This window comes from Streptomyces sp. NBC_00986, assembly GCF_045162565.1.
GTDB lineage: Bacteria > Actinomycetota > Actinomycetes > Streptomycetales > Streptomycetaceae > Streptomyces.
Genome location: NZ_CP108733.1, coordinates 5851062 through 5868719 on the forward strand (window position 1 = coordinate 5851062; position 17658 = coordinate 5868719).

General features: G+C 68.9%; 13 protein-coding genes and 1 pseudogene. 9 read left to right on the forward strand and 5 right to left on the reverse strand.

Annotation, left to right across the window (positions count from 1 at the left end):
- Nucleotides 1-116 precede the first annotated feature (116 nt).
- From OG504_RS25910 to OG504_RS25920, 3 genes are read left to right on the forward strand one after another with little or no spacing between them, the layout of a single operon-like run.
- Nucleotides 117-5657, forward strand: coding sequence for a glutamate synthase-related protein (locus OG504_RS25910; protein WP_405991966.1), 5541 nt, complete (start codon nucleotides 117-119; stop codon nucleotides 5655-5657).
- Between the two features lie 5 nt (nucleotides 5658-5662).
- Entirely contained in the window at nucleotides 5663-7393 is a 1731-nt protein-coding gene (locus OG504_RS25915) for a sulfite reductase flavoprotein subunit alpha (protein WP_405996426.1), read from the forward strand.
- Nucleotides 7394-7395: 2 nt separating this feature from the next.
- A complete protein-coding gene (locus tag OG504_RS25920; protein ID WP_405991967.1) occupies nucleotides 7396-8319 on the forward strand; it encodes a hypothetical protein in 924 nt (307 codons plus the stop codon).
- A 21-nt stretch (nucleotides 8320-8340) separates the two neighbouring features.
- Here OG504_RS25920 and OG504_RS25925 read toward each other — a convergent pair whose 3' ends face one another.
- Nucleotides 8341-9243, reverse strand: a complete 903-nt coding sequence (locus OG504_RS25925; protein ID WP_405996427.1) for a LysR family transcriptional regulator — start codon at nucleotides 9241-9243, stop codon at nucleotides 8341-8343.
- Nucleotides 9244-9492: 249 nt separating this feature from the next.
- Here OG504_RS25925 and OG504_RS25930 point away from each other — a divergent pair, with 249 nt between their 5' ends.
- The 4 genes from OG504_RS25930 (at nucleotide 9493) to OG504_RS25945 (ending at nucleotide 12677) form a co-directional block, all read left to right on the forward strand.
- The gene (locus OG504_RS25930; protein WP_405991968.1) at nucleotides 9493-10125 is read left to right on the forward strand and encodes an NADPH-dependent F420 reductase; all 633 of its coding nucleotides are present in this window, start codon (nucleotides 9493-9495) and stop codon (nucleotides 10123-10125) included.
- 104 nt (nucleotides 10126-10229) lie between these two features.
- Nucleotides 10230-11165, forward strand: a complete 936-nt coding sequence (locus tag OG504_RS25935; protein ID WP_405991969.1) for an SDR family oxidoreductase — start codon at nucleotides 10230-10232, stop codon at nucleotides 11163-11165.
- A gap of 114 nt (nucleotides 11166-11279) precedes the next feature.
- On the forward strand, nucleotides 11280-12014 hold the full coding sequence (locus OG504_RS25940; protein ID WP_405991970.1) for an SDR family NAD(P)-dependent oxidoreductase: 735 nt from the start codon (nucleotides 11280-11282) through the stop codon (nucleotides 12012-12014).
- A 39-nt stretch (nucleotides 12015-12053) separates the two neighbouring features.
- Complete coding sequence (locus tag OG504_RS25945) at nucleotides 12054-12677, forward strand: NADPH-dependent F420 reductase (protein ID WP_405991971.1); 624 nt, start codon at nucleotides 12054-12056, stop codon at nucleotides 12675-12677.
- A gap of 128 nt (nucleotides 12678-12805) precedes the next feature.
- Here OG504_RS25945 and OG504_RS25950 read toward each other — a convergent pair whose 3' ends face one another.
- Nucleotides 12806-13777, reverse strand: coding sequence for a hypothetical protein (locus OG504_RS25950; protein WP_405991972.1), 972 nt, complete (start codon nucleotides 13775-13777; stop codon nucleotides 12806-12808).
- On the reverse strand, nucleotides 13774-14352 hold the full coding sequence (locus OG504_RS25955) for an RNA polymerase sigma factor (protein WP_405991973.1): 579 nt from the start codon (nucleotides 14350-14352) through the stop codon (nucleotides 13774-13776). The genes OG504_RS25950 and OG504_RS25955 overlap by 4 nt, the downstream gene beginning before the upstream one ends.
- A 195-nt stretch (nucleotides 14353-14547) precedes the next feature.
- Between OG504_RS25955 and OG504_RS25960 the strand changes: the two genes are divergently transcribed.
- The gene (locus OG504_RS25960) at nucleotides 14548-15378 is read left to right on the forward strand and encodes an alpha/beta fold hydrolase (RefSeq protein ID WP_405991974.1); all 831 of its coding nucleotides are present in this window, start codon (nucleotides 14548-14550) and stop codon (nucleotides 15376-15378) included.
- A gap of 138 nt (nucleotides 15379-15516) precedes the next feature.
- Here the strand turns inward: OG504_RS25960 and OG504_RS25965 are convergent.
- Together OG504_RS25965 and OG504_RS25970 are read right to left on the reverse strand one after the other, a co-directional pair.
- A pseudogene (locus tag OG504_RS25965) lies at nucleotides 15517-15666 on the reverse strand (DUF3027 domain-containing protein); the annotation flags it as partial.
- Between the two features lie 146 nt (nucleotides 15667-15812).
- Complete coding sequence (locus OG504_RS25970) at nucleotides 15813-15947, reverse strand: hypothetical protein (RefSeq protein ID WP_405996646.1); 135 nt, start codon at nucleotides 15945-15947, stop codon at nucleotides 15813-15815.
- 45 nt (nucleotides 15948-15992) lie between these two features.
- Here OG504_RS25970 and OG504_RS25975 point away from each other — a divergent pair, with 45 nt between their 5' ends.
- Nucleotides 15993-17633, forward strand: a complete 1641-nt coding sequence (locus OG504_RS25975) for a hypothetical protein (RefSeq protein ID WP_405991975.1) — start codon at nucleotides 15993-15995, stop codon at nucleotides 17631-17633.
- Nucleotides 17634-17658: the final 25 nt, after the last annotated feature.

Genomic DNA, 17658 nt, shown 5'->3' on the forward strand with positions numbered 1-17658 from the left:
TACCGTAGATCCTCGCACCACTCAGGGCCCCGACCACCCCACCGGTCCGCCCGCGGCAAGCGCTCCACCGACGCAGCCTGGCCGTCCTCCGCCGGAACCGCTCACAGGACGGGCCCGTGAATCACTCCACCTTCGGTCTCTACGACCCTGCCCGCGACCACAGCGACTGCGGCGTCGGCTTTCTCACCCGTCTCGACGGGGTACCGAGCCATGACGTCGTCATCAAGGGCGACGAGGCACTCCGCGCCATCCCGCACCGGGGCGGCACATCCGCGGAGGGCGTCGGCGACGGCGCGGGTGTGAGTGTCGACCTGTCGGTGGAGTTCTTCGGCGCGATCACCGGGGAGGCGCTGCGCGCAGGGCACTTCGGTGTCGCCAACTGCTTTGTACCGACCGGTACTTCCGCCGACCGCGCCGCCGCCCTGGACCTCGTCGGCCGCAGCATCGCCGACCAGGGCTTCGACGTCCTGCTCGTCCGCGACGTACCCGTCGATCACAGCGTCGCCCGCCCCGCCGCCGAGCCGCATCAACTGCCCATCGTGCAGTGGGTGTTCAAGGCACCGGAGAACTGGACCCGCGCCGACGTCGACGCCGCCGCCCACCGCGCCCTGCTCGCGATCGAGGCCGTCGCCTACGCCGACGACACCTGTGCCGGGTTGTACCCGCTGTCGCTCAGCGCCCGGACCCAGGTGCTCAAGGGGCGCCTCAACTCCGGTGAGGTCATCGGGTACTTCCGGGATCTCGGCGACCCCCGGCACTCCGTCCGATCGCTGTACTTCCACACCCGGTTCTCCACCAACACCGAACCGCACCCCACCATGGCACAGCCGTTCCGCCTCATGGCGCACAACGGCGAGCTGAACACCGATCGCAAGAACCGGCTGAGCGATGAAGCTCTCGCGCGCGCCCGGACCCGGAGCATCGTGCGGCCCCCCGGCCAGTCCGACTCCAGCCGGCTCGACCAGACCCTGCAGAGCCGGGTGTTCGACGACGGCCTGGACCTCGTCGAGGCCGTCGTGTCGCTCATGCCGCCCGCCTGGGAGAACGACCGCACGCTGCCCGGCGCCGTACGGGACATGCTCGAGTACTTCTCCCTCTACGAGGAGAAGAACGACGGTCCTGCCGCCGTCATCTTCAGCGACGGGGACGTGATCGGCGCCCGCCTCGACCGGCTCGGGCTGCGGCCGCTCCGTACCGTCGAGACCGCCGAGTACCTGATGGTGGCGTCGGAGGCCGGTCAAGTCGCCTTCCCGGACGGGGAAGTTGTGCACCGGGGCCGGATCGAGGCCGGCGGCATGCTCGTCGTCGACCACCGCACCGGGCGCCGGATGCGCACCCGCGAGGTCCTCGACGCCCTCGCCTCCCGCCGCCCGTACTCCCAACTCCTCGACGCGGCACGGGTGAACCTCGACGACCTGCCCGCCCCCGACTACTACCGCGGCACGACGACCCTCGGCTACGACGGCGATCTCGCCCTCGCCGGACGGTACGTGGCGTACTCGCTGAACCAGGAGAGCTTCCGCTTCCTGCTCGACCCGATGCTCGCCAACGGCTCCGAGCGCATCTCCGCGATGGGCTACGGCAACGCCATCAACGCGCTCAGCGACACCGAGGGCGGCATGGCGAAGTACTTCTCGCAGCGCTTCGCCCAGGTCACGAACCCACCGCTGGACAGCATCCGCGAGGCCGACGGCATGAGCATGCGCGTCGCCCTCGGCCCCAAGCCCGACGGCACGGGCAACGTCGGGAGCGCCGGAGGGCGCCAACTCGTCGTCTCCTCACCCGTGTTGGGGCACCTCGACATGGTGCGGCTACGGGACCAGCGCATCGTTCCGCTCGAACGCTTCGACATGCTCTACGACCCGGTGGTCGGCGACGAGACCGTCAACGCCGACTCGTTGCGCACCGCGCTCACCCAACTCTGCGACGACGTCGAGCAGTTCGCGACGCGGCAGGGCGGCATCGCCGTCCTCACCGACCGCTCGATCTCGTCCACCCGCGCACCCCTCCCCGTCGTCCTCGCCGTCGCCGCCGTGAACCAGCGGCTCATCGAGACCGGGCTGCGGCTGCGCGTCTCGATCGTCGCGGAGAGCGGTCAGTTGCCGTCCTCGCACCACGTCGCGACCGCGCTCGGCTTCGGCGCGTCCGCCGTCTACAGCCTCAGCGCACGCCTGCGTGCCGAGGAGAAGCACCCGAGCGCACCGGCCCCCGCAGGTGAAGTCACCGAGACCGACCGGGCGTTGGCGCGGTTCCGCAAGGCGGCCGAGAAGGCCCTTGCCAAGACGATGGGCCGGGTCGGACTGTGCACGGCCGAGAGTTACATCGGCGGCGCGTTCTTCGAGCCGAACTATCTCGACACCCGCGACGACGTCTTCGCACGGGCCTTCCCGCACATGGAAGCCCCGGTCGGCGGGGTCGGGTTCGCCCGGATCGCGCAGGCCGCGACCGAGTGGCACGAGCGGGCCCGTGCCGTAGAGACCGAGCAACAGGTGCCGCTGCTGGGCCTGTTCAAGGAACGGTCCGACGGCGCCGGGCACTCTTTCGGCGTCTCGGCCGTGCGCGGCTTCGGTGACATGGCCGAAGAACAGCCGGAGTTCGGGCGCGAGAGCGACCCGGATGCACTCCGCCTCCTCACCCTCGGCCAGCTCGACGACGCCTTCGGCATCACCGACGCGGCCTACCGCAACACCGGCTACGACCAGCTCAGTGACGACGAGATCGACGCCTTCCGGATCACTCCCGGCTACCGCGCCTTCCTCCGCACCACCCACGAGGAACGCTCGCGTCGCCCGTCCGCGCTCCGTGACGTACTGGCACTCCCCGCCGACGTCACCGGCCTGCGTACGGCGGACGACTTCGCCCGCGAACTGGGCCGGTTCTCGACGGACGGCAACGCGAGCGTCACGGTCAGGGGCGTCGTCGCGACCGTCACCGACCGGTCGGCGGACACGGCCACGGTGACAGTCCGCCTCCAACTCACCTCCCCCAGCGTCGAGTTGCACACATCCCTCGCCGACGGCCTCGCCCTCGCGCACCCGGGCGAGGTCGAGACGCTGGGCGTAGACGAAACCGACGTCCTCGTCACCGCCACCGGCACCGCCGCCCGCCTCCTCACCCTCCTCCGCAGCGCCCCCGACAGCCTCCAACTCCCCGACGTGCAACCGGCGCACGAGATCACCCGCGCCCTCGCCTCCGGTGCGATGAGCCACGGCGCGCTCGTCGCGACCGCGCACGAGGCCGTCGCGCACGGCACCAACATGGTCGGCGCGATGTCCAACAGCGGTGAGGGCGGCGAACACCGCTCCCGCTACGGCACCATCCGGGGCTCGCGGATCAAGCAGTTCGCGTCGGGACGGTTCGGCATCTGGGCGGGGTATCTCGCCGACCCGATGCTCCAGGAACTGGAGATCAAGATCGGGCAGGGCGCGAAGCCGGGCGAGGGCGGCCAGTTGCCCGCGCCGAAGGTCACCGTCGACATCGCGGCGGCGCGCGGCGGCACCCCCGGCATCGAACTGATCTCCCCACCGCCGCACCACGACACGTACTCCATCGAGGACTTGGCCCAGCTCATCCACGACTGCAAGGCCGCGCGGGTCCGGGTGATCGTGAAGCTCGTGTCCTCCGAGGGCATCGGCACCATCGCGGTCGGCGTCGCGAAGGCCGGCGCGGATGTCATCAACGTCGCCGGAAACACCGGCGGTACGGGTGCCGCCGCCGTCACCAGCCTGAAGTACGCGGGCCGTTCGGCCGAGATCGGCGTCGCCGAGGTCCACCAGGCCCTGGTGGCCAACGGGTTGAGGCAGAAGGTCGTCCTGCGCTGCTCCGGCGCACACCAGACAGGCAGCGACGTCGTGACGTCCGCGCTTCTCGGCGGGGACAGTTTCGAGTTCGGTACGACGGCACTCATGATGCTCGGCTGCGTCATGGCGAAGAACTGCAACGTGAAGTGCCCGGCCGGACTGACCACCAACTCCGAGGCGTTCGAGGGCGATCCGCGAGCCCTCGCCCAGTACCTGCTCAACATCGCGCACGACGTCCGCCAGATCCTCGCCCGCCTCGGCCTGCGCTCCCTGCGCGAGGCCCGGGGCCGCACGGACCTGCTCCAACTCCTCGACCACCCGGCGAGCGTGGGCCGCCTCGACGTACGGCGCCTCCTCGCCCGCGTGCCGGAGAAGGTCGTAGCCGAACCGGAGTACCTGGAGAAGGACTTCACCACCGACGACGCCCTCATCGAGCGCGTCCGCGCCGCACTCGTCGACCGACGCGAACCGGCCCTCCTCGTCGAGGACATCCACCTCCGCAACAGCGACAAGTCGGTGGGCGGGCAGTTGTCGATCGACGTAGAGCGCCTGCTCAACCACGAGTTGGACGACGCCCGGCCCGCCACCACCACCGACGACCGAGGCCGTCGCCGTCTCGTCGACGACGCCGTCCGCATCCGCACCACCGGCTCCGCCGGGCAGTCGTACGGCGTGTTCTGCAACGACGGCATCACCCTCGAACACACCGGCACCGCGAACGACGGGGTCGGCAAGAGCCAGAGCGGCGGCCGGATCGTGGTCCGCGCCCCGGGTGGCGGCAGCACCGAGCGCGGTGGGAACGTGCTCGTCGGGAACTTCGCGCTGTTCGGCGCGACGGGCGGGCGAACGTTCGTCCAGGGAGAGGCCGGTGACCGGTTCGCCGTCCGAAACTCCGGTGCCACGGCCGTGGTTGAGGGCTTCGGCGACTTCGGCTGCGAGTACATGACCGGCGGTACGGTCCTCAACCTCGGCGGCTTCGGCAACGGCCTCGGCAACGGGATGAGCGGCGGTTTCCTCTACCAGTACGACCCCTCGGGCGAGCTGAGCCGCCAGGTGAGCGCGGACTCCCTCCTCGTCTTCTCCGTCACCGACACCGCGCACGGCGCCTTCCACGAGGAGGCCGTACGCCTGCTGCTGGCCTGGCATGTGGAGGCCACCAACTCTCCGCTCGCGGCACGGTTGTTGGAGGACTGGGAGGCCCAACGGCAGTACGTGTACTGCGGGATGCCCCGGTCGCTCCTCCTCTACCAGGACGCGGGCGAGATCCTCGCCGCCGCGACCCGCAACGAGCTGCTGGACGAGCTGGCCACCTCGATCGCGACCGACAAACTCCGCGCGTTCAAGGTCGATTACCGCGATCACCGCACCGTACTGGGCGGCCGTGCACCGGCGTTCGGCGATCAGGGCAGCGACGACATGTTCTCGCTCCTGTCGTCGTACACGGTGCTCGGCGTCGCGCAGGACCTGGCGCTCCAGCGAGTGCCGGGCGCGAGCGGCCCGGACGATCCACGGGTCACCGAGGCCGTCCGGAACCTCGTTCTCACCGAGGACTTCTTCGTGAAGCAGCGGGTGGTGAAGTACCTGCGCGGGACGCTGGAGCGGTTCGACGACGGAGAGTTGGCGACCCTCATCGCGAGCAAGCGCCTCGACGACTACAAGCGGGCGCTCCGGCAACGCAACAACCTGAGCGTCGACGCCCCCGGCACCTACGGCTGGATCGTCCACCAGACCACGAAGAACGCCGACCGGGTCCGCGCCGCCCGCTTCGACGAGCTGCTCGCGACGGCCGCGCTCGACGACATCGCCGCGCGCCACGCCCACATCCCGCAGGCCCCGACCGAGACGGTGACCGCGTGACCCTCATGCCCCCGACCGGCGCCCTCATCCCGGCCGACGCACCGTTCTCCGCCCAACAGGAGTCCTGGCTGGCCGGGTTCATCGCCGGTATCGCGGCCGCCGGACGCCGGGCGAGCGCGACGGCCGACGCGCCCACGGCCACGATCGACGTCCTGTTCGGCACCCAGACCGGCAACGCGGAGTTCCTCGCCGACGAGCTGGTCGCCGGCGCACGAGCACGCGGCCTGGCCGGGAGGACGAGCGCGCTCGACGCCGTCACCCCCGACCAACTCGCCGCGATGACCCACGTGTTGGTGATCACCTCGACCTACGGCGAGGGCGAACTCCCCGACAACGCGGGCCTGTTCTGGGAGGCCCTCCAGTCCGACACGGCACCGCGACTGGAGAGCGTGCGCTACGCCGTCCTCGGCCTCGGCGACCGCGGCTACGACGACTTCTGCCAGGCCGCGAAGCTCATCGACACCCGGCTGGAACAGCTCGGCGCGGCCCGCCTCCACGAACGCGTCGACTGCGACGTCGACTTCGAGGAACCGGCAGCGGAGTGGACGACGACGGTCCTGGACCGGTTGGCGGCCGAGACCGGCGCAACGGGCACGAACGCGGAGGTGCCTACGTCCGCCGCCCCGCCCCGCTCCCCCTGGAACAAGCGCACCCCGTACCGCTCCCGGCTCGCGGTGAACCGACTCCTCTCCTCCCCGCACAGCGCGAAGGAGATCCGCCACTACGAGTTCGACCTCGGCGACAGCGGCATCACCTACGAGGCGGGCGACGCGCTGGCCGTCGTACCGCTGAACGACGAGCGGCTGGTCGGCGCCCTGCTGGGGCACCTCGGCGCGAGCGGCGACGAGGAGGCGGCTCGGCTCCTGCGCACGGAACGCGAAATCCGCACCCCGTCCAAGGAGTTGATCGCCGATCTGGTCGAGCGAGCGCCCTCCGGTGAACTGGCTGCGGTCGTGGCACAAGGCACCCGTTCCGACCTCGACTCCTGGCTCTGGGGCCGGGATGTACTGGACCTGCTGCGCGACACCGACCCGGCCACCGTACCGACGCTGCCCGAACTCCTCCCTCTCCTCCGGCCGTTGCAGGCCCGCCAGTACTCGATCTCGTCGAGCCCGCTCGCCCACCCGGACCGCATCCACCTCACGGTCGCGTCGGTGCGGTACGGCAGCGGGCAGCGCCGGTACGAGGGCGTCGCGTCGACGTACCTCGCGGACCGAACGGGCGGCGAGGGAACGGCCGTTGGCGTGTACGTCCAGCCCAACGCCTCCTTCGGTGTCCCGGCGGACGACGACGCGCCGATGGTCATGATCGGCCCCGGCACGGGCATCGCACCGTTCCGCGGCTTCCTGCACGAACGGGCCGCGCGGGGCGCTTCCGGCCGCAACTGGCTGTTCTTCGGCGACCGTCACCGCGAGACGGACTTCGTGTACGAGGACGAGCTGAGCGAACTCCGGACGCGCGGCGTGCTCACCGAACTCGATCTCGCGTTCTCCCGCGACCAGGCCGAGAAGGTCTACGTACAGACCCGTATGCGGGAACGCTCAAGGGAGTTGTACGGCTGGCTGGAGGACGGCGCGCATGTGTACGTCTGCGGCGACGCCTCGCGCATGGCCAAGGACGTGGAGGCGGCGCTGTTGGGTGTCGTGGCCGAGCAGCGCGGGCGCGGGGACGACGACGCGGCGGAGTACCTCGCGGCCCTGCGGCGGGCCAAGCGCTATGTACGGGACGTGTATTGAGCATGGCGAACCACAACAACCCTTACCGGCATTGCGCGTTCGAGGGGTGCTGCGGCGCGCGCCGGGGCGGCAGTGTGCGGTTGATCGACGCGCGGATGCCGGAGCTGGCGCGGTGCCTGACGCTCTTCCAGTACGTCCAGGCGGTGACCGGAGGCCCGGTCGCCCGGATCGACCAGGCGGGCGGTTACGCCCAACCGAGCCTGCGCGGCGAGGCGTTCGCCGTCCCGCCGGGTTCGATCGCGCTGCGGCTCGACGGCGACGGGATCGACACGGCGGTGGTCGCGCGGGACGCTGACACGGGCGCGGTCGCGTTGCGCCTGCTCGACGCGGAGGGGCGGACCGTGCACCAGGGGCGGTTGCTGTCCGAGGGGGACCGGCTGCTGGTCGGACTGGCGCCCACGGTCCACGCCGGCGCGCGGGCCGCCGTAGCGGCAATGTCTCCCGAGGTCCCGGCGTGGGAGAGCGGCGATCAACTGGCCCAGCTGGATGCGGTGTTGGCGGACGGCGGGGTAGCCCGGCGCGCTGCGTTCCACCGGTATCGCGGGGGCGATCACCGGCCGATCGAGGTGGACGTAGTGGCGTCGGTCCTCGACCACGTCTGCTCCGTAGGACTGCCCATCGGGGTCGCGGTGTTCGCCCCGGCGGTCATGCAGGCCTGCGCCGGCCGGGTGCACGTCACCGATCGGACCGTGGGCGGGCGGGTGTTCGCGGCGCTCGCGGAGAGTTCGGTGGAGATCGACCTGGCGGGTGTCCGGGCGTGCCGTCTCGTGCGCTCCGCGGCGGCGCACGGTCCGACGTCGGCGCTCGAACTCGACGACGCGGACGGTCAATGCGTCGCTGTCATCAGCCAGTTCGGGATGGTCGGGGAGGACGTGTACGCGGCGTGGGAGGATCTGGCGGCTTCGCTGCCCGACGCCTGGCACTAGGAAGCTGCCTGACGCCTGGCACTAGGAAATGGCATCGCTTCCGAGCTGCCACATTTCGTAGTTCCCGCAGTCTGCCGTGATCTCGGCCGTCGCCTGAGCCGCGGCGAAGAAGTCGTCGACCACCGGCGAGGTGTGCGATGTCGCCGTCGCGAGGCACACCTGGTCGGGCGCCAGATCCGGGATGGGCACATAGACGACGTCCGGGTGTGAGGAGAACACGGTCGCCGAACGGGCCAGGAACGAGATGCCCCGGCCGGCCGCGACATGCTCGAGCGTCTCGTCCACCCCGCGCACCCGGTACCCGGCGTTGGGGTGCGGGCGCTTGGTGGGCTGTGTGCTCGGGTCGGCATGCCAGACCAGCGACTCGCCGGCCAGGTCGGCCTCGGTGACCTCCTCCTTGCCTGCCAACCGGTGGCCGGCGGGCAGCACCGCCACCCGCGGCTCGGTGTACAGCGGGGTGACGCGCAGGCCGGCCTCGTCGATGGGGAGCCTCACATAGGCGACGTCGATGCGGCCGTCGAGCAGCATCGGGGCCTGCTCGTCCTCTTCGATCCGCTGCACGTCCACGACCACGTCCGGGTGCCGGGCCTCGAACGCCCGCGCCGCCGGGGTGACCGGGATGCCGGCCCGGAAACCGACCATCAGCCGCCGGCTACCGCGAGCGGCCACGGACACCCGGCGGCGGACCGCGTGCGTGGAGGCGAGCAGCGGACCGGCGTCGGCCAGCAGCTGTCGGCCCGCGTCGGTCAGCGCCACGCCGTGGCGGTCCCTGGTGAACAGCGAGGCGCCGAGATCCTGCTCCAGCGCGCGGATCTGCCGGCTGAGCACCGGCTGCGCGATGTGCAGCTCATCGGCGGCGTGGCCGAAGTGCAACCGGTCGGCCACCGCGACGAAGTAACGCAGTTTGCGCAGGTCCAGGTCCAGATCCATGCCGCCTCCCGGTCCGGTGATGCATTCAGGGTATCACCATGCCTAAAAGAAGTCTTGGACACCGACTCAGGACAATGGCAGCCTGAATAAGTACCCAACGGGGCCGAAGCGAATTCGGCACAAGAATTCGGCACAGGAATTCGCGTCATTTAACGGCGTCATTCGACGGCTCCCACGAAACGACCGTCGACAACGACGGGGTGGGCATGGCGTCCTGTCCAGCTCCGGAAAGCAGGCACACCCATGAGCAGCATCAGCATTGTCGGCCTGGGGAACATGGCCGGCGCCCTGGCCGGCCGGGCGCTGGCCGGCGGCAACGCCGTCGAGATCATCGGCCGCGACCCGGCCAAGGCCAGGGAACTGGCCGCCGCGCTCGACGGCGCCACTGTCGGGACGGCCGGCGCCGCCCCGGCCGGGGACCTCGTCGTCCTCGCCGTGCCGTACGCCGCCGCGGCCGCGGTGGTGAGCGAGTACGGGGACGCACTGCGCGGCAAGGTCGTCATCGACATCACCAACCCCATCACCCCCGACTTCCGGAGCTTCGTCACCCCCGACGGCAGTTCCGGCGCGCAGGAGATCGCCAAGGCAGCCCCCGCCGACGCGCAGGTCGTCAAGGCGTTCAACGCCCTGTTCTCCCATGTGCTGGCGGCCGGCCCGGCCGAGGGTCGCCCCTTGGACGTGTTCGTCGCCGGCGACGACGCGCGGGCAAAGGCACGCGTGTCGGCGTTCATCGAGAGCCTGGGGATGCGCCCGATGGACACCGGGGAGCTGCCGATGGCGCGGGCACTGGAGAACGTCGCCCTGTTGCAGCTGGGCCTCGTCGCCCACTCCGTCAAGCACACCGACTTCGCCCTCGGCGTCAGCATTCTCAGCTGACCGCACCCGCACCACCGCCGCTCGCGCCCCGTCACGCCACATCACGCGGTCGATCCACGGCACGAGAAGAACGGCCCCCACCCACTCTCACAAGGAGCAGCAGCATGCGCGTTTTCGTCACTGGCGGGACCGGCCATTCCGGTTCGTACATCGTCCCCGAGCTCATCGCCGCCGGGCACGAGGTCACCGGCCTGGCCCGGTCGGACACCGCCGCGGCGGCGCTGTCCGCGCTCGGCGCGAAGGTGCGTCGCGGCGACCTCCAGGATCTCGACGGACTCAAGGAGGCGGCCGCGGACTCCGACGGCGTCATCCACGTCGCGCACCGGCAGGACCTCCTCCCCTCCGGCGGGCTCGACGCCGTGGCCGCCGCGGAGGTCCCGATCATGCTCGCGTACGGCGAGGCACTCGCGGGAACCGGAAAGCCGCTGGTCGCGGCGGGGAGCATAGGCTCGGGCGGGGACCTGGGCCGACCGGTCACCGAGGAGGACCCGGCCCTTCCCGGCGGCGACGAGTACAAGGGCACCCTGCGGGTTCGCAACGTCGTGGAAACCACCGTGGTCGGCCTCGCCGAGCAGGGGGTGCGGTCCTCGATCGTGCGGATCGCCAACATCGCGCACGGCACGACCGATCGTGCCGGCTTCCTCCCCGTGCTGATCGCGCTCGCGAAGGAGAAGGGTTACGTCGGCTACCCCGGCGACGGCGCGAACCTGTGGAACGCCGTGCACATCCGCGATGTCGCCTCCTTGTTCCGCCTGGCGCTGGAGAAGGGGCCGGCCGGCAAGTACTGGCACGCGGTCGGGGACGGGGGCATCCCGTTCCGCGACATCGCCGAGGCCATCGGCAGCCGTCTGGACCTGCCCGTCGTCAGCGTTCCCGTGGACGTACTGATGGTGCCGGGATACTTCGGATTCCTCGCGAACATAGTCACGCAGAGCTACCCGGCGTCGAATCTCGTCACCCGCCGGACCCTCGAATGGGAACCCGCTCAGCCCGGCCTGCTCGCCGATCTGGACAACGGCCACTATTTCCCCGCCGGCTGACGGCGCGGACCCGAATCGCAGCGATTCGGGAAATGACAAGGGTTCACTGTTTCGGATACTCATCAATTCATCCGGATACCCGATTCGGATACCTGTCAATTCATTGGAGTGGTCATGGGAAAGCTCGATGGCAAGGTAGCGGTCATCACCGGCGGATCCACCGGCATGGCACTGGCCGGCGCCAAGCTGTTCGTCGAGGAAGGAGCGCACGTCTTCATCCAGGCCCGGCGGCAGGAAGCACTGGACGACGCGGTCAAGCTGATCGGCCGCAACGTCACCGCCGTCCAGGGTGACGCGGCCGAACTGGAGGACCTGGACCGCCTGTACGACACCGTCAAGCGGGAGAAGGGCTCGATCGACGTGCTGTGGGCCAGCGCCGGGATGGGCGAACCCGGCGTCCTCGGCGAGATCACCGAGGAACAGTTCCACCGCGCCTTCTGGCTCAACGCGCGCGGCACCCTGTTCACCGTGCAGAAGGCACTGCCGCTGATGAACGACAACGGCTCGATCCTCATGACCGGCTCCAACGCCTCCCTCGGCGCCTTCCCCGGCTGGAGCCTCTACGCGGGAAGCAAGGCCGTCCAGCAGGCCTGGGCGCGCGTCTGGCTCAACGAACTGCGCGACCGCAAGATCCGGGTCAACGTCCTGACCCCCGGCCAGGTCGCCACCGCCAAACAGGAAGAACTGTTCGACGAGGCGACCAAGACCGCGTTCGAGTCCCTCATCCCCCGCGGAGAGATGGGCCGCCCCGAAGAGATCGCCACCGTCGCCCTGTTCCTCGCCTCCGACGACTCCAGCTACGTCAACGGCCTGGAACTGGTCGCCGACGGCGGCACCACCGCCATCTGAACCACCCACCAGGAATGCAACAGGAAGAGAGCACACCTCATGAGCAGCATCACCCTCATCGGTACGGGGAACATGGCCCGTACCATCGGCACGCTCGCAGTGACGGGCGGCAACACCGTCGAGGTCATGGGTCGCGATCAGTCCAAGGCCGCTGACCTGGCCAAGGATCTGGGCGGCGGCGCGACGGCGGGCAAGTGGGGCGCCGTCCCGGCCGGGGACATCGTCATCACGGCCCTGCCGTACGACGGCGTCGTTCCGGCCGTCGCCCACTACGGAGACGCCCTCGCGGGCAAGGTCATCGTCGACATCAGCAACCCCTTCAACGCCACGTTCGACGGACTGGCCCACAGCGAGGAGACCTCGGTCGCGCAGGAAGTCGCCAAGGTGGCCCCGGCCGGCGCCGGTGTGGTGAAGGGGTTCAACACCATCTTCCGCAACGTCCTGGAGAAGGGCCGCCCCAGCGTCTTCATCGCCGGCGACGATGCGCAGGCCAAGACGGACGTGGCGGCATTCATCGAGAGCCTCGGGCTGCGCCCGCTGGACGTCGGCGGCCTGAAAATGGCGCACTGGCTGGAAGGAATGGGCCTGGTCACGGTCACCCTCGCCAACAACGGGGTCGGCCACTGGGACTTCGCCCTCGGCGTCGACGAATTCACCGGCTGAGCCCTCGGGGGCGAGCAGCCGTTCGCGTTCCCGGCCCGGCCGCCCGCCCGCGTCGCACAGCCGTAGGTATCCGCATCCGGCCGACACGGGTGGGCGAGGAGAGGACGCCCCCGCCCACCCGTTCCGGATCAGCCGATCTTGTCGGTGAAACCCGCCGACAGGACCGTGTGGTACGTGACCTTGCCCTTGCTGGGCCCGGCCGTCCACGTGAAGGTGTACTCCAGGATCGCACTGGTCTTCGGGTCGATGATCACCCGGCCGACGCTCCTGGCCTCCGCGAACTCCACAGCCGTACCACCGCGTCCGGTGCTGTCCTTGACCTGGCCGACCAGCTTGACGCCCTTCAGCCCGGCCATCGCCTTGAAGATTCCCGCCCGCAGTTTCGGGCCCGCCGGGGACTCGGTGAGCAGACTGGCCGCCTGGTCGAAGGGCGAGATGCTCTTGGGCCGCGGCGGAGTCTGCAGCAGCGCGAGCAACTTCGCGGGATCGGTCGTGAGTTGGTCCAGGCCCTTCCAGTCGAGGTCCTTCGGCCCGAACTGCCAGTCGGGGTGCTGCCCCTTCTTGGAGGTCTTGCCGTTGATCACGAAGTACTGGTCCATGGACTGCGAGATATACGAGTCTCCGACCGTCGTCCGGTCCCTCCAGTACTTCCCCGAGGAAGCCGACTGGCTGGCGGCCACCGTGGAGATGTGGTCCAGGAAGACGGTCGCGGTGTTCACGCGCGCCTCGCTGTGCGTACCCGTGCCCGCGGAGGTCGCACCGCTGTTGGCGTACGTCACCACGCCGGTCGCCACCGCGGCCGTGGTCAGCAGCCCGATCAGGGCCCGGCGACGCCCGAACTGCCGCCCGAACAGCCGCCGTTCCGGCATCGCGACGACAACACCGGTCGCCTCCTTGGTGGTTACGTCCGCCCCCGTGCCGGTCACGGTCACCCCTTCCGTGGCTACGGCCGCCTCGACCTCCGCCAGCACCCTGGCCAACGCCCGCTCCGACAGCGGCTCGACGTGACCCGCCGCCGCCAGTTCATCTGCGCCGGGGAAGTCCAGCAGTGCGCCTCGCTCGTTCATACCGTTCGCCTCCGTGTCGTCGTACGTGGTCATGCGAGCTCTCCCGTCGCGGTCAGGTTCCGTCCCGCCGCGCGGGGCAGCGTGAGGCGGTCGCGCAGTCGGCCGCGGGCCCGGTGCAGCCGCGAACGGGCGGTGCCCGCCGGGATGCCCACGACCGCGGCGGCCTCGGTCGGGGTGAGCTGCTCCCAGCTGATCAGGAGCAGCAACTCCCGTTCCTCTGGCGGCAGTTCGGCAAGTGCCCGTCGTAGTGCGGGGGCCATCGCAGCGGCGTCAAGCCGCTGGTCCACCACCTGCCAGGGGTCGGTGACATCCGGTCCCGGTGCGGGCTCTTGCCGTCCCGCCCGCCGCAGGTGCTGGGCGAGCACGTTGTGGGCCACCCCGAACAGCCAGCCCCGCGCCGAACCGCGCGCCGGGTCGAACGTGCGCCGGGCGGCGAACGCCTGCAACCAGGTCTCGGCGAGCAGATCCTCCGACGCGGCGGGCATCCGCCGGGCGAAGTACCCGTGCAGGGCGGAGGAATGCGTCTTCACGAGGTGGGTGAAGGCCGCCGAGTCGCCGCGCGCCGACCGCGTCAACTGGGCCTCGCTTCCCGGTTCATCCGGTTTCACCGAGTCTCCGTTTCCGACCGCCGGACGACGGTCTCACCCCGTACTTGTCATCGAACCCCAAGAGCGTTCGCGCACCCACTCCCACCAATACGCAACCCTCGTAATGAGAGTGAGCTTGCATAAAGAGAGTCCACCCCCTACCTTAATGAGAGCCAGCTCTCAGCAAGCGAGAACAAGCGACAAGGACTCCTCACCATGACCACCCCTGCCTCCACCCCCGCCCCCGCCCGCACCGTCGCCCTCCCCGGCGGACTCACCGTCACCGTCCAGGAGTTCGGCGAGAACACGGAAGGCACCGGCGTCCTGGTCCTGCACGGCGGCGCGGGCCCGCGAACGGTCGCCGGCATCTCCGCCGCCCTCTCCGAGCACGTGTACGTCGTCACGCCGACCCACCCCGGCTTCGACGGCACACCCCGCCCGGAACGCTTCGACACGGTCGCCGACCTGGCCATCGCCTACCTGGACCTGCTCGACACGCTGGACCTCAAGGACGTCATGGTGATCGGCAACTCGGTCGGCGGCTGGATCGCGGCAGAGATGGCCCTCCGCGACAACCAGGGCCGCATCGGCGCGCTCACCCTTCTGAACGCGGTCGGCATCCACGCCCACATGGTCGAGAACCGCGTCGTCGACCCGCGCACCATGGCCCCCTCCGACGTCAGCCAACTCTCCTTCGCCAACGCCAAGTTCCGCCCCGACTTCGCCTCCTTCTCCGACGAGCAGCGCGCCGCGGCCGGCGCCAACCAGAAGACCCTCGCGGTCTACGGCGGCGACCACTTCACCTACGACCCGAAGCTCCGCGGCCGCCTCCACCGCGTAACGGTCCCGGTCCTGGTCGTCTGGGGCGAGGAAGACGGCATAGCCCCCCTGAAGTACGGCCGCGGCTACGCCGACTCCTTCCCCAACGGCCACTTCGCCCCGATCCCGGACGCGGCCCACTTCCCCCAGATCGAGGCGCTGGGGGCGACGCTGGGAGCGATCGGCAACTTCGTGAGCACGGTGGTGAAGCCGGGCGAGACGGACTGAGGTTGCTTCAGCCGCACGGACGGCCAGGGCCCGGGTCAGTGACCTGGGCCCTGTCGGCCGTAACTGGTACCGCATTCAGCCCGCCGAAATATACGAGTTCGGAGAAGAGAACCGCGCACTACCCGGACCGAACCGGGCTCACCCGAAGGAACCGTCCTCCCGGCTGACGAACACCTCGCACCCGTCATGCTCGAACCGGACCCGCACGTCGAACACCGAGCCGGCGTGAGTGCAGACTCCCCAGTCCTGCCCCAACTCCCCACTCAACGCGACCCAGAAACGACACCCGCCGCACTGCGCGTCGTACTACTCATCCCGATATCCAGGCTGGCGAGTGAGCTTGTTATGCATCTGCAACCAGCGCTCGTGACACGCGTCGATGTGTTCGCGATCACCACCCGTCCACGCTCCCCCACTCGTGGCCCAATCCGCGGTCAGGAAGCGGGGAGTTGGAGGAAGAGGACGTACGCGTCGACGGCCACCTCGGTGGGCGAGGGCATCCGGGCACGTATCTCCTCGTCGAAGTGGTCGAGGGTGCGCCGCCTCGCCTGCTGCACCAACCTGTCCACCGAAACACGCTACTGATCAATCATCAGCCCGATATGCTCAAAAATATGCCTCTGAACAGCGGCAATGGTGAAGCAGCACTGCAGTTGGTGGCGGCGAACGCACCTACGAATGGCCAGCCGCCCATGAGGCCACGCGGGCAGAAGGCCGAAGCGCGGGTGGACGACGGCCCTCGCGGGATCCGGGTTCGTGCATGGCGGGACCGGGAACATCTGAAACGGGTTCGCATGCATGATTCGGAGGAGCGGGGGGCGATGGCATCCACAGGGGGAAACGACGCCTCGGACGAGCGGATGAGGCGACGGGCTCTTGTCGCCAATACCAGCGATTTATCAATCGGAAGTAAACCGCTGTCGGAAATCCTCCACGGGGAGGATGCCCTCACCAAGATGAAAGAATCACTGAGAGAGGCCAGCGAAGTAATCGTGTGCGGTGTCGCATCCCATGCCCTGGTGACTGCGATACAGGCCATGACCGATGAAGCCGCGCTAAGCGGATTCACATTCCCGTGGGAACGCTTCGTCTACGTCACCCCCGAGCGAACATCGATCCTGGCCAACCGCGGTGAGTCACAACTGGGTTCTGTAGTGCAGCGCTGGGAAACCGCCCAACGGCGCATGGGAAACTGTGCCCACCACTACAACCAGACCGTCATCCGGCCGATCCAGGCTGGCGGATTCGAGCAGAGCTCCAGTTCGGGGTTTCACATGAAGGCGACCAAAGCCCTCTACCTCGAAATGACGATGCTAGTCAGGGATCTACGGAGCAAGCACTGGCGGCTGTGGGACACGGTCGGCCCCACTAAAGACCAGGGCGATGACGTGTACGTCACCATGGACGAAGATCATCCGGCATATCCATCAGCCTGCGGGATGGTCCACCGACTACTCAAGGACAGCCGGGAGCTGACCACGCGTCAGGTTCTCTGTGCACCCCTGCCGCAGGAGCGTGCAAACTCCGTCAACCGGACCACGGCGGCGCAGTTCACCGACGACGCATCACAGCACTGGCCCGACCTGAGAATCAGCACACTCGTCCCGCACGGAACCATCCTGCAAAATTATCCGACCTGCCTACCGACAGCGATATGCGTCGTGCGCTCGGCATACGAAAACCAGGAAATACTGCTACTTAAGAAACGTACAGCCGCCAACAGCACAGACGACCTGGGAAAGCTTTCCCTACTCAGCTCGCGGGTACTTGAGGAGGAGGTCGCTGACGCGCTGAGGATACCTCTCTCCGAAGGAAAGTCGGCCCCTGAAGCGATCGACGAAATGTGGGTAGCAAACTACAATACAAATGGCACACGCGGGCCGCTGACCGTACCACAGAGCGCATTTATCCGGGCCGCCCAGCGCGAACTATTCTTCAGTTGCGGACTGGACCTCACAGAGGACAGATTTATCTTTCATGGATGCCAGGTTATCGACCGGGAAGGGACCAGCGAACAAATATTCTTTTGCATTTTCGAGGTTGTATTATTTCGCCGAGGAATCGCATCCACCGCCCGCGGAATCGCGGATGAACTCGCCACGGCATTGGCCTGGAATAAGGATAAAATTACACAAGTGGCTCAGGAATCACTGTATGATAGCGAGCACCGGGGCAGACTAAACCGGCTGTTGGACCGGCGCGAGGAGTGGCTCAAGGATACGATCCTCTCGCAACCCTTCAGCGCTTTTCCCTGATCGAGGTGCAACATGAGTGCGGTGT